Source organism: Variovorax stachyos, from assembly GCF_051400855.1.
Classification (GTDB): domain Bacteria; phylum Pseudomonadota; class Gammaproteobacteria; order Burkholderiales; family Burkholderiaceae_C; genus Variovorax.
On sequence record NZ_JBLFFN010000023.1, the window covers coordinates 44,548 to 57,423 of the forward strand.

The 12,876-nt window shown below is 64.1% G+C and carries 8 protein-coding genes and 4 pseudogenes; 3 read left to right on the forward strand and 9 right to left on the reverse strand.

Annotated features, from left to right (window positions below):
- Positions 1-40 precede the first annotated feature (40 nt).
- The gene (locus ACMGEZ_RS26645; RefSeq protein ID WP_436825289.1) at positions 41-316 is read right to left on the reverse strand and encodes a LysR family transcriptional regulator; all 276 of its coding nucleotides are present in this window, start codon (positions 314-316) and stop codon (positions 41-43) included.
- On the opposite strand from ACMGEZ_RS26645, the gene ACMGEZ_RS26650 reads away from it, so the two are divergent.
- Entirely contained in the window at positions 315-692 is a 378-nt protein-coding gene (locus ACMGEZ_RS26650) for an SDR family oxidoreductase (protein ID WP_436825290.1), read from the forward strand. The two genes, ACMGEZ_RS26645 and ACMGEZ_RS26650, sit on opposite strands and share 2 nt — an antisense overlap.
- Positions 693-791: 99 nt before the next feature.
- Positions 792-1,912: pseudogene (locus ACMGEZ_RS26655) on the forward strand (IS5 family transposase); the annotation flags it as partial.
- 577 nt (positions 1,913-2,489) lie between these two features.
- Here ACMGEZ_RS26655 and ACMGEZ_RS26660 read toward each other — a convergent pair.
- From ACMGEZ_RS26660 to ACMGEZ_RS26680, 5 genes and pseudogenes are all read right to left on the reverse strand, one after another.
- Positions 2,490-2,618: pseudogene (locus tag ACMGEZ_RS26660) on the reverse strand (OmpA family protein); the annotation flags it as partial.
- Positions 2,619-2,768: 150 nt separating this feature from the next.
- Positions 2,769-3,266: an outer membrane protein assembly factor BamE gene (locus ACMGEZ_RS26665; protein ID WP_436825291.1), complete on the reverse strand. Its 498-nt coding sequence runs from the start codon at positions 3,264-3,266 to the stop codon at positions 2,769-2,771.
- 17 nt (positions 3,267-3,283) lie between these two features.
- The gene (locus tag ACMGEZ_RS26670) at positions 3,284-6,532 is read right to left on the reverse strand and encodes a beta strand repeat-containing protein (RefSeq protein WP_436825309.1); all 3,249 of its coding nucleotides are present in this window, start codon (positions 6,530-6,532) and stop codon (positions 3,284-3,286) included.
- Positions 6,506-7,144 (reverse strand): annotated as a pseudogene (locus ACMGEZ_RS26675) (YadA-like family protein); the annotation flags it as partial. The gene ACMGEZ_RS26670 and the pseudogene ACMGEZ_RS26675, both read right to left, overlap by 27 nt.
- On the reverse strand, positions 7,087-9,282 hold the full coding sequence (locus ACMGEZ_RS26680) for an ESPR-type extended signal peptide-containing protein (protein WP_436825292.1): 2,196 nt from the start codon (positions 9,280-9,282) through the stop codon (positions 7,087-7,089). The pseudogene ACMGEZ_RS26675 and the gene ACMGEZ_RS26680, both read right to left, overlap by 58 nt.
- An 871-nt stretch (positions 9,283-10,153) precedes the next feature.
- Between ACMGEZ_RS26680 and ACMGEZ_RS26685 the strand changes: the two genes are divergently transcribed.
- Positions 10,154-10,462 carry a hypothetical protein gene (locus ACMGEZ_RS26685; protein ID WP_436825293.1) on the forward strand — a complete coding sequence of 103 codons (309 nt, stop codon included), beginning with the start codon at positions 10,154-10,156 and terminating at the stop codon, positions 10,460-10,462.
- Positions 10,463-10,887: 425 nt separating this feature from the next.
- Here ACMGEZ_RS26685 and ACMGEZ_RS26690 read toward each other — a convergent pair whose 3' ends face one another.
- From ACMGEZ_RS26690 to ACMGEZ_RS26700, 3 genes and pseudogenes are all read right to left on the reverse strand, one after another.
- The gene (locus ACMGEZ_RS26690; RefSeq protein ID WP_436825294.1) at positions 10,888-11,505 is read right to left on the reverse strand and encodes a hypothetical protein; all 618 of its coding nucleotides are present in this window, start codon (positions 11,503-11,505) and stop codon (positions 10,888-10,890) included.
- 62 nt (positions 11,506-11,567) lie between these two features.
- Positions 11,568-11,819, reverse strand: coding sequence for a CoA transferase (locus ACMGEZ_RS26695; RefSeq protein ID WP_436825295.1), 252 nt, complete (start codon positions 11,817-11,819; stop codon positions 11,568-11,570).
- Between the two features lie 37 nt (positions 11,820-11,856).
- Positions 11,857-12,676: pseudogene (locus ACMGEZ_RS26700) on the reverse strand (HTD2 family dehydratase).
- Positions 12,677-12,876 lie beyond the last annotated feature (200 nt).

The following is a 12,876-nucleotide window of genomic DNA, read 5'->3' on the forward strand; positions in this document are numbered from 1 at the left end:
GAGAGGCTTCGCTCAGCTTCAGGGTGATGCCGGAGACCGCCTAGGATGCAAGGCTGTCGGTGACCGCGATGCGAAAGGTGGTGGCGTCCGCACGGGGATCGAAGTGCTGCGGCGCGATCGAGGCGCGCAGAACGGCCAGCGACCGATGGATCTCAGGCCACATCGCCATCATCCGAGCCGTCGGCCGAACGCCGTTGGCCACCTTGATGAACAAATCGTCGTTGGGCAGTTGGCGGGCGCGACGAAGCGCGTTGCTGACGGCGGGCTGGGTCATCGCGAGGCTGGCCGCCGCGCGTGTCACGTTGCGTTCGAGCATGACGGCTTACAGGATGGCAACCAGATTGAGATCGAGCCGCATGCACCTGCCGGGCGGCGCGGCCGACGCGGCCTTGATGCTGGTGTCCGCGGGTCTGGCCAATGCATGGGGCGGCCACGGGATTCGCGTCAACGCCATCAATCCGGGCGCGACCTACACCGACGGCGTGAAGAACTCGCTCGAAACGGAGTCGCGCCTGACCGGCAAGACCGAGGAGGAACTGCTAAAGGCCAACGAATCACGAATCCCGATGGGTCGCTACGCGCATCCCCTCGAAATCGCCAACACGGCCCTCTTCCTCGCATCGAACTGTGCCAGCTACGTGACAGGGGCGCAGATTGCGATGGACGGCGCGCTGACGCCGATGGTGGTCTAGCCGGGATCTGAGCCTCCAGTTGACAGTCAAGGAACCTCGGGTCGGACAAGCCGGAACTGCCGATGCCGACGGCGCGGGTACTTGTCGGGACTTGAATGCATGCGCCGCATCCGGGTGATGGTCAATGAGGCGCTGGCCAAGATGGACGAGTTGTTCTCTCGGATGTACGGGGCCGACGTCAAGGGCAGACGCCCGAGCATCGCGCCGGAGAGCTGCTGCGCGCGATGCTGCTGCAGATCCTGTTCAGCATCCGCTCGGAGCGCCAGCTCATGGAACAGACCCAATACAACATGCTGTTTCGCTGGTTCATCGGCCTGGCGATGGACGATGCGGTGTGGGTGCCGACGGTGTTCAGCAAGAACCGCCAGCGCCTGATCGAGCACGACGCGGTGGTCGCCTTCTTCAATGAAGTGCTGGAGACGGCCGAGAACAAGGATTGGTTGTCGGGTGAGCATTTCAGCGTCGATGGCACGCTGCTCCAGGCCTGGGCCGGACACAAGAGTTTCGTTCGCAAGGACGGTGACGACGACGCCGACAGTGGCGGGGACTTCAAGGGGCAGCGACGCAGCAACGACACGCACGAGTCGAAGACGGATCCCGATTCGAGGCTGTACCGCAAGGGCAAGACGGCCAGCGAGTTGCGCTACATGGGGCACACGCTCACCGACAACCGCCACGGCCTGGTCGTCAACGCCATGGTCACGCAGGCCGACGGCTTTGCCGAACGTGAAGCGGCCAAGGCCATGATCTGGGATGCACGTCAAGCCACCGAGAGCGCGGATACCGAGGTCACGCTGGGCGCCGACAAGGGCTACGACGCGGCCGAGTTCATCGAGGCGCTGCATCGCATGAAGGTCACGCCGCATGTGGCGCAGAACAAGGCGGGGCGTCGCTCGGCGGTGGCCGACGAAATCGCGCAGAGCAAGGGCTATGCGATCTCGCAGCGCAAGCGAAAGCTCATCGAGCAAGGCTTCGGCTGGGCAAAGTTCGTCGGCCCTATCCGGCAGGTGATGGTGCGCGGCATCAAGAAAGTCGACCAGTTGTTCGTGCTGACGATGGCTGCCTACAACTTGGTGCGCATGCGGACCTTGGCAGAAGACCACGACGCTGCCTTAGTAGCCTCGTCTCCTATGCCCGCGGCATGGCAGCCACTTTGGCTCGTGACTGGACTGCGCCCAATTTGGAGCCAGGACAGTGAAGAGGAATTTAGGCCTTACTGACCTTTTGATGCGGCGATCACAAGGAGTTTTGGCTGCGCTCAGAGGGAGCAGGGTGGGACGCATCCGCAGGCTCTGGAGAACTGAGCTCTCGGATCGCTGCTGTCTCAAGATGCTCGCGCGCCCACGTGGTCATGGACTTGCCGGCTACCTCAGCTGCCTGGGCAAATAGCGACTTTTCTCGACCGCTCACCCTGACCTGCAGCATCGCGAAGTTTCGCTTCTCGGTATTCGTGTTCTTCATTCGAGAAAGCATCAAGGCTGGACAGGTGTTGGGCCGTAGGAATACATCGTCGACATGAAGAGGAAATCTTCGATGGAGCAACTCGGTCCCGCATCGACAAATGCCTGTATGTCACCCCTGCGCAACGCGCCTACCTGCTGGCCTGGCGATTTGAAAACCTTCCACTTATGAACACATCGTTTGGCTTTGCTGTTGCCATGAGTTCAACAATGTCCAAGCTTTGGGGGTCGGTCCATCCGTTGGTGCACACCATCAAGCGGGTGCGCACTCCATCAGAGCAGATACTGCCGGGCAGCAAGGCCAGCCGCATGACGGTACTCGTCGGACTTATTACCCTTAAGCTCGGCCTCGCCCTTGCCCACCCACTCGGATCAGGCTCGCGATGCCATTTCGGATGAAGACGTCGCGAACCGTGCTGGCGCGTGCCACCGACAGCGCCTGGTTGTAGCTGCCGGTGCCGAGCCGGTCGGTATGGCCCGGTCACTACGACGGAATCCAGCGACCGACCGTCGCGCTTGATTTCGCTCGCGAATGCCTCGAGCTTGCCGTACCCTTGCGGAATCAAGTCCGCCAGGGATCCGCTATCGAAGCGGAAGAGGCCCTCCGCGGCAAGCGTCACCTTGCGCTGGGGCCCGTGATGGCAGCAACGGGCGTGGGCTTGACGGCAGGCGGATCCACCCGCTGCGCGCATTCCGGCTTACTCCAATACATTCCACTGGTCAGCACGTCGTCGTTGAAACGAACCATGTACTGGCAGGTGATGTACTCGGGGCCGCTGCCCGTATTGAAGTGGAAGATGTAGTTCCATGTGCGAACGCCCGCCAGGCCCTCGCTGAAATGAGGCCAGCTCAGCAGCTGCCGTACCTGATCCTTGCCCATTCCGGTCCGCATGGCGCGCAATGCTTCCAGGCTGGGGAATGCGCCCTCCTTCCATTGGGCTGACCCGACCGCGGGAAAGTCCTCGGCCGCCGGAGGCAATGGCTGGGTAGAAGCCGCGCGCTTCTGTGCGTCAGGATCGATGGAGCGGCCAGGGCCTGCGCAGCCCATGAGTGCCATCGTGGCACCAGCTGCCAGCACGGCGCTTGCCCGCAGAATGAACGATTTGCTATTCATGTGTCCTCTTCTCGATCTCAGTTGAATACCCACTCGGCACCGACGGTTGCCGCGGGGCCGGCGCGGCTCATACCGACGCCGCCGGTCACGCTCCACCCGTTGTTCTCTGCAGTGCGGCGGAAGCTCACGCCGACCGCGCTCTCGCCTTTGAAGATGCCGTAGCCGAGGCGCATCACGGTCTTGCCTGGTACGTAGCTGCCGGGCATTTGCACAGCCATGGCGGCAGCAACGCCGGCATAGGCATTGCGGGCGACGCCATGCAGCTCGTTGCCGAGCGCATTGACGCGCGCGTCGGTGTAAGCGGTGGAAGCGGCCGAGGCGCTGCGCAGCTGATTCACATTGACCGCGTCGTTGCCGGCCACGCCGTCTGCGACGTTGTGCAGGCTCACGGGGGCGTTCGCGTTGCTGCCGCCCAACGTCACGCTGTTGTAGTTGGTCGAACCGTCGGCGTTGGTCTCGTACTTCACCGCGGACTGGTCGACGCTGGCCACCGTGTTCTGCACGGCCCTCAGTTGCGACACGTTGACCGCATCGCTGTCCAGTGAGCCGGCTGCCACGCCGTTGATCTGGCGGAACTGGCCGTTGGCTGCATCGCCCACCGACACCGCCGACAGGGTGCTGGTCGTGGCCTGGACAGCCGCGATCTGCGAAGTCGACGCACCCGTGGGCACGTAACCGGCCGCGCCGGCCGCGGTGGAGGCGACCGAGCCTGCGCCCAGAGCCACGCCGCCCGCCTGCGTCACGCTGGTGCCTGTGCCGATCGCCACGCCTTGGATCGCTGCGGCGGACGACTGCGTGCCGAGCGCGATGGAGTCGGCGCGGTGCGAGGTCGCACGCTGGCCGATGGCCACGCCGCCGGGCGCGGTCTGCTGCACCACCGCACCGTTGCCGATGCCCACCCCGTTGTCGCCGTTGACCACCGTGCGAGGGCCGATGGCCACCGATTCGGCGCCGATGGCCAGCGAGTCCATCGCGGTCGAGTTGGCATGGAAGTACTGGATCGGCGTGACGGCGAAGGATTGCAGCGCGCCGCTGAGCTGGCGCACCGTCACTGCATCCTGCGCCTGGGTGCCGTCCGCCACGTTGGTGATCTGCCGGAAGCTCGTCGCACTGCCGACGGAGACGGCGCCCAGCAGGATCCGGTCGGTCGTGTTGTATGGGATCAGCGAGCTGCCCGCGGGAATATCGCCGGTGGTTCCCGCAACGAAGCGGTCGGAGACCGAGCCTGAACCGAGTGCAATGGAACCATCGACGGTTGCGCTGGCGCCCAGTCCCTGCGCAATGCTGCCGATCCCGTTGGCGACCGCATTCGGACCGACCGCGATCGCGTCCGTTCCCAGCGCCTGCGAGTCGGGCAGCGTCGAATTCGCGTGGAAGTACTTGATGCCTCCGCCGCCGTTGATGGCGCCGATCGTGTTGTTGAGGTTGGTGATGTCGGCCGTGTTGGTCGCGATGTTGGTCGTGTTCGTGCTCACCTGCTGGTTCGTCGCGTAGAGCTGACTGCCGTTGATTGCATCGGTGCTGGTTCCCGAGAGCCGGCCCGCGGCCACATTCGTGATGGTGCGCTCCGCGCCGACCGAGCCGATGCTGACCGTGCTCAGCGGATTCGTGCCGGCGAAGTTGTAGGTGGTGGTGCCGATCACGGTGCTGGCCGTGCCGACCGCCGACGCCGTCGTGGAGCCGGCGCCCAACGCGATGTCGCCTGCATTGTTGGCAACGGCATTCGGTCCGATGGCGACCGAATTCGTGCCCACGGCCTGCGAGTCGGGCAATGTGGAGTTGGCGTGGAAGTACTTGATGCCCGCGCCGGTGTTGATGTCACCGATCGTGTTGCTCAGCTTGGTGATCTGGGTCGTGTTCGCCGTCACCTGCTGGTTCGTGGCGAACAGCTGCGAGCCGTTGACCGCATCGGTCGAAGCGCCATTGAGCCGGCCCGCCGCCACGTTCGTGATGGTGCGCTCCGCCCCCGGCGCGCCGACGCTGACCGTGCTCCCCGGCGTGGTGCCGGCGAAGTTGTAGGGGGTGGTGCCGATCACGGTGCTGGCCGTGCCGACTGCCGCCGCCGTCGTGGAGCCGGAGCCCAGCGCGACGGCGTTTGCGTTGTTCGCCACCGCGTTCGGGCCGATGGCGACGGAATCCGTCCCCAGCGCCTGCGAATCGGGCAGGGTCGAGGTGGCGTGGAAGTACTTGATGCCCGCGCCGTTATTGATGCCACCGACCGTGTTGTTGAGATTGTTGATGCTCGTCGTGTTCGCCGTCACCTGCTGGTTCGTGCCGAACAGCTGCGAGCCGTTGATGGCGTCGGTCGAGTCAATGGCGATTCGCCCGGCCGCCACGTTGGTGATGGTGCGCTCGGCACCCAGAGCGCCGACGCTGACCGTGCTCGTCGGCGTGGTGCCGGCGAAGTTGTAGGGGACGCCACCGATCACTGTGCCTGGCGTGGCGACCGCTGCTGCCGTCGTCGAGCCGGAGCCCAGCGCCACGTCGCGCGCGTTGTTCGCCACCGCCGTGTCGCCAAAGGCGACCGCGCCCGCAGCCAGCGCCTTGCTGGTGCTGCCGATGGCGACGCTGCCCTGGCCGACCACCGTGTTCTGGTAGCCGATGCCGACCGCGCCCTGTGCCGCCGTGCCGGCCACGCTCACCCCCTGGCCGCCACCGCCCACCATGTTGGTGTTGCCCATTGCCACGGAACCGTTGCCGGTGGCGGTGTTGTCCAGCCCGCTCGCGATCGCGCCGTCGCCGGTGGCGGTGTTGGGGTCGCCGATCGCCACGGCGCCGTTGCCGCTGGCGACGTTGCCCGAACCGATCGAGACCGCACGGCCGCCGGTGGCGGTGGCGTTGGTGCCGATCGCCACCGCTTCGGCCGAATCGGCCCGCGCATTGCTGCCGATCGCGATTGCATTCACGGCCGAGGCATTGGCTTGATAGCCGATTGCAGTCGCCTGCTCGGCGGCCGAACTCGCTTCGCGGCCCATCGCCACGGCGCGAGTCCCGGTTGCGCTCGCCAATCGACCCAAGGCGGTCGAGCTCTCGCCAGTAGCGACGGACTGCGCGCCGACTGCGGTTCCGGCGAGATCGGCTGAGCTGTCGGCGCCAATGGCGAGCGCTTCAAACCCGTGCGTTTCAGCGCCACGGCCAATCGATATGGTGCTGTTGCCGTCTGTGACGCTGTTCAGGCCGAGGGCGAGGCCTGCGTAGTTCGTGGCATTGGCGTTCGTGCCAATGGCAACAACGCTATTGCCGTCGGCGTTGGTGGCCGATCCGATAGCTACGGACTGAAAATTGAGCGCACTGGCGTTGCTGCCCAACGCGAGCGTCTGCTGACCGTTCGCAACGGCCAGGTTGCCGACCGCGATGGCGGCATCATTGGTCGCGGCAGTGCTGGCACCTAACGCCAAAGCATTTATGCCGTTCGCATTGGCGCTGTCCCCGATGGCAACGCTACTGACGCCGCCTGCGACAGCACCAACGCCATAGGCCGACCCGCCCTTCTGGCTGGCGATGGCGTTGTAGCCACTAGCTGTTGAAGAAAGTCCGAAGGCACGGCTGCCAGCACCAACCGCAACCGACATGTCGCCGGTCACGTTCGACGCGTTGCCGAGTGCAACCGAGTTTGCGCTGGTCACAGTGGATTGGTAGCCGATTGCGAGCGATGCACCCGCCCCGGTCACCCTCGAGTTCAAGCCGATTGCAATGGAATTTTGGGCGGCCGAGCTCGCGTTGGGGCCAATCGCCACGCCAAGCGCCCCAGCGGACGAGGCATCGACACCGAAGGCGAGCGAATTTACGCCGGTCGCGCCGTCATTGTTGTAGTTGCCTTCTATCGTGCCGCCGTCATTGATGCTGAGGTATGCGGCGCTGCACCGGTAACCGCCGATTGCAGGGAGTTCTGCACGGCAGAGAGCTGCGAGCCGTTGATCGCGTCGGTCGACGTGCTGCTGATCTGGCCTGCGGCGACGTTCTTGATCTGCCGCTCCGCACCCGGAGCACCGACCGAGACGACGCTCGTCGGGCTGGCGCCGGCGAAGTTGTAGGTCGTACCGCGGATCACGGTGCTCGCCGTCGGAACAGCCGCCGAAGTCACCGAGCCCGAACCCAGTGCTACGCCACCTGCATTGTTTGCTGTAGCTCCATTGCCCAAGGCGAGTGCGTTAGTGCCGGCTGCATTGGCGAGAACGCCTATCGATGTCGCTCTGGCTCCGGCTGCATCAGCGCCCGCGCCGAATGCATTCGCCTGCAAGCCCGTGGCCGACGCGCTGGTGCCAATAGCAATGGAATCGGCCGCAGAGGCAACCGATCCCCCATTCCAAGCATCGCCGATAGCAATGGAGCCAGCATTGGTGGCCTGAGCCCCGGACCCGATCGCCACCGCCATAGTGCCGCGCGCGTTGCCGCCCGTGGCGATCGCCCCGGAACCGATCGCAACGTCATACGCCTTGCTGGCAACCGCTGAGTCGCCGAATGCAAGCGACCCCGCGCCTAATGCTTTGCTAGTGCTGCCGATGGCGACGCTGCCCTGGCCGACCACCGTGTTCTGGTAGCCGATGCCGACCGCGCCCTGTGCCGCCGTGCCGGCCACGCTCACCCCCTGGCCGCCACCGCCCACCATGTTGGTGTTACCCATCGCCACGGAACCGTTCCCGGTAGCCGTGTTGTCCATGCCACTCGCGATCGCGCCGTCGCCGGTAGCGGTGTTGGGGTCTCCGATCGCCACCGCGCCGTTGCCGCTGGCGACGTTGCCGAAGCCGATGGAGACTGCCTTGCCCCCGGTCGCTCTCGCGCCGGTGCCGATCGCTACGGCGTCTGCGGCATCGGCCAAGGCGCCGTTGCCCATGGCAATCGCTGACGCAGCATTGCTCACCTTGGCCGCCCAACCGATCGCTATAGCATTGGTCGAGGCTGCATCGATGGCATTGAGGTTGTTGGTACTGATGGCGATACTGCCGTCAGCCGCTGCAGTGACCTGGTTGCCGATCGCGGTGGCGTTGACCCCGGCGGCCGTCGTTGCATAACCGAGCGCCGTGCTCTCGAGGCCGGTCGCTTTCGCGCCCGAGCCCAACGCAACAGCTTGTCCGCCGGACGCAACTGTGGAGACACCGTGGGCGACTGCACTGTTTCCGCTGGCGATAGCGGCCGTGCCCATCGCAATGGCATTGGGGTTGCTGGCGGTGGCGCCCCATCCGACGGCGACGGATTGGTTACCGCTCGCATCGTTATCCCGGCCCAAGGCGATGGAGTTGGTGCCGCTTGCCCTGGCTTGAAGTCCGAGCGCAAGCGCCCCCTCCGCCGTCGCCGCGGACTGACTACCCAGCGCAGTCGAGCCCAAAAACGTGGCCTGAGTAGACGTGCCGATGGCGACAGATTGCAGGCCTGAGGCGGTGCCCGAGACGCCGATGGCGACGGCTTGCGCGCCTGAGGCGGTGCCGGAAATGCCGAGGGCAAGGGAGCTATGGCCGGTCGCGCGACTGCTCGTGCCGAGGGCTGTGGACCAGACCCCCGTCGCCAGAACCCCCGTGCCGATGCCTACGCTGCCTTGCCCCGTGGCGGTCGCGTTGTTCCCCAGCGCAATGGAAACGAAGGCGGTGGCGCCGCTCGGGAGCGCCGTCCCCCCGGCGCCGGTCGCGTTGGCATTCGCGCCAATAGCGATGGGAGAGCCGGTACCCGAGGTAACGACCGCCTTCGAATTCGCTCCCAGCGCTAGACCCGCGCCGCCAGCTGTAGTCGCCTCACTGCCCGCGCCAATCGAGACAGCTTGTGCGCCTGACGCCGTCCCACCGCCAGCGGAATAGTTTTGAGCGCTCGCGACCTGCGGTATGGAAGCGGCGCCCGTCGCGACCAGCACCGAAAAAAGACCTGCATAGAGGTTCGAATTTCCCCCGAAGTGCGAAGCCTCAGCACTCGGGCTGCTCGCCAGCACACGCGAAGACGCTTTCTTGCCTCGCCCGGATGCGATCTCCGACGCCGCGACCCAGGCGCCCAATGCCTCGTTCCAAATGCTTCGGTATGACTTATTCATAAAACTCTTTGATAAATTGCGATTTGCGCCGCTGCACTTGACGTATGCAGCGACGGTTTAGGAGTCGCGCCCCATGCGCCGAGGACTCTAGTCCAAAATGTGAAATAGCTTTGGCTCGTCGTTTCCTGTGAGACAAATTAGCTAAGTTGTGTCAGAAGCAACGATTCACTTCGTTGAATGTTAGAAGGAATAAAGGCCTCGCAGCAAACGCTGAATGCATCTTTGTCAATATTTAACATTTGCCGTGCTGAACTTGCTCATGGAATATCGGCGCTACGCATCTAAGTGCGAACTTTGGTAGCTTCACTAGTAATTACCATCTACAGCAAATCTTATTACTTGTAATAGAAACGGCTTATTAATTCTACGAAGCTGCTCGAAGGTGTATGTGCTTTATTTCCCACATGGACCAAACGCGGTTTCTGTCATAACGGCCAAAGCAAAAGCTTCTGCAGGAAGCGGGCAGCCACCGGGCGACCGTGGACGGGTCGCCCCATGAGCGATCCTCCTCGCTCATTCAACGGATCCTGGCAACTGCTGCGACGCGTACAAGATCGCGACGAACGCGTTTGATCCGTAGTACTTAGGGGCGCTATTCCTCTGCCACGTCGTGCGCTCGGACCCTGCCCCGGCGGGCTAACGGGGCGGTGTCGACGCCGCTGCCAAGTCTGGCGCGGCGCTGCTCTCGCGCGTGAGCCCTGTTTCGCCGACCTGACACGACGGCATTTGCGGCATCCCTCAGGATGCAATTCGACAAGGAACGAGGCGGTGACGTCGAACGCCGGTGCGCCGCACCATGCGCTGGCTGTGCGCGCAGAGATCGTCAGCGTACGCTGAGAGGATTTGTCGCGGGCCGAGTAGGCCGAGAAAGATGAACCCTGGCGAGCGGGCTCGACGTTCCACGGCCGCGCAAAGCGGCGTGGAGAGCGATGTGCCGGTGCCGCAGGAGTTGGTCGACGAGCTCGGCGGCGAGCTCGCCCGCGTGAGAATGCTCGTCGGGGTCACGGTGCGGCAGATCGAAGAGCTCCAATCGCACAAGTGCTTCGAAAGCGGCGTTGTTGAAGGTGCACGCGATTCGGTCAAACAGCTTCTCGACGGCCGGAGTGTGGAGCCGCGCGAGGTGGATGCACTGATCGAAGGATTTGAGCGACGGGCTCAACCGCAAGAATTGAGTGTCTAGCAATTCATTCAAATCGATCACGCGTCCGATTCGCTGTGAATCAGGTGCGAGCGACAGCTTTCGGCGCGCGAGATCGTCCGGCTGCGGAGGGCGGGAGCGGCGCCGAGCGGCCGCTATTGGGATTGCCCTCGCCCGATAGGCGATGGCCGGAAATGGCTGTAGGCTGATTGTTGGCCGACCGCCAGTTCATGCGCACGCGCTTTCGTCGGCTTCTCTGCCGATAAATCGCTTCGATGCGACCCGCTCTCGGCCGCTGCAGATTGAATCGTGTCTGATGCGCGCCAAGGTCAGCTTCCCTCGATCGCGATCAAACCAGGGCCGCAGAGCTCTCCTGAATCAGTTCGCCCATCAGATTCGCGTCACCGCGCTGCTTCCGGAAAGATGCGGTGCCACTTGCCCTGTGCAGCGGCTGCCAGATCGCTTCCTCAGGTCTTCGCCGTCTTCTTCGGCGCTCTACTTGCGGCCTGCAGGGCCGCCGCCTGCGCGGCGTGCTTTTCGGCACGCGAGGGCCTATGAGCCTTGGTAGCCTTGGCCTCCTTGGGCTCCTTTTTCTCCTTGGGCTTCTCCTTGGTCTGCGGGTGGTGCGTGCGCACCAGCTTGTCGATTGCCTTCGCCCTCGGCTGCTGCGCTCGCGCTTGACGCTTCGCACGCTCCTCCTTGAGCAGGCGGCGCTCCTCGGCCAGCGCCTGTTCGGCTTCGGACGGCTCATGGTCCGCCCCCAGCGAATGGATGCGGTCCATCATCGCCTTGTGAAGCATCGCGCCGTTCTTCGCGATGCGGCGGGTCATCGATGCGATGCGAATGGGCATGTTGCGATCCTCATGGTGGGTGAAAGACCAATGTAGGCCGCCCTCTGCATCCTGCCAATCGATTTCTGTGCCTCGCCCCTGCGGCGGTGAACCTTCGCTGTAGGAGAAGCAACGGTTGCCGATACCGCTTCTCGTAGCGACAACCGGCTGGCTGCGCATCGTTGACCGGCTGGCGGCAGCCCGCACGCGCTGCGATGCGATCGAGGCGTTGCCATTGCCGTACCCTGCCCGCATTTTTCTGCTGAAGGTCCAGACGGCTGCGTTCAGGCATGGCGGAGAGTCGATTTCTCATCGAATCAACAACTTGCGCGGCCGTCGTCGAAATCTGGCCCAAGTTTGACGGAATTCCGACCTGACTTTGAACGACTCATCACGAATGAGGTCTTCAAGGCTACGCGCTCGTCATAGCCTCCTCGGGCGAAATCGCCAGAACCCGGTCGTTCGATCTTGATGACGCGTGCGCCGAGGTCAGCGAGTTGGCGCGTGGCGAAAGGCGCTGCGATCGCGTGCTCCAGCGCAACGACGGTGAGGCCTTCGAGTGGCCGCATGTCTTGCTCTATTGAAGTTGGGGTGGGTCGATGGAGATCAGCGCAGGACCGCAGTGGCGTCCATCGTGAGCCATCCTTCGTGATCGGAGGCCCAGAGCTGGATGGTCTTTCCGTCGGCCTCGGGCCGGCCCTGAAGGTGGAAGGATGCAGGTCGAATGTCGGGCGCACCGCCTTGAATCGGAAGCTGGCCACCTCGGGTTGCGGCATCTGGCGACGAAGGAGATCCATCAGCAGCGTTGCAATCGACGGTCCATGCACGATCAGGCCGGGATATCCCTCGATCTTGGTGACGTACTGCCTGTCGTAGTGGATGCGGTGGCCGTTGAAGGTAAGTGCCGAACAGCAAAACAGCACCACGTCGTCCGGCACGATGGAGCGTTTCCATCGGGCTTCCGCAGGCGCGACTTGAGGCGGTGGCGCAACATCGTTCGGGCCCTGCGCCTCACGGCAGACGATGCGTGGAATTCGACAAGCGCCGGATCGCTGCTGTCGTTGCAGCGGACCTCGTGCCTGACCTTGACGAAGCGTGCCGGTGCGACCCTCCTTGACGGTCACGTCGTCGATGGTCGAGGTTCGCGCGACGCGGTCGCCGACTCTGATCGACGAGCGAAACCGAACTGGCTGCCGGCCCACATCCGGCGAGGCAAGGGCACGGGAGGAAGGAAGCCGCCACGCCTGGCGTGTCCGTCTGCGCCAATTTTCGACTGCCGATGCATCGGCAGGAAATACAACCGATGCCAAAGGGTGCGGCCGGGCATACCCGTCTCGACGGGCGTCGAAGGGTGATCCATCGTAGCGGTCAGCGCGATGACGGGCTTCGGGTTGATGACGTCCTGAATGGTCTCGCTGCGTCCGATCCAGGCACGTAGTTCTTCGGCTTGAAGCGTCGCGCTCTTGTCTCCGGTTGGGCTCCTGCTGTCGGGAACCTTGCGAGTAGTCTCGCGTCTTGGATGAACAACGTGAATTGCAAGATTCGGAACGATTGCCTGCCTCACGAACGCCCGTCGCACTTGGGTTCCTTGGGGCGGGCCTTGCCATCGGGCTGGTCGGGCTCCAC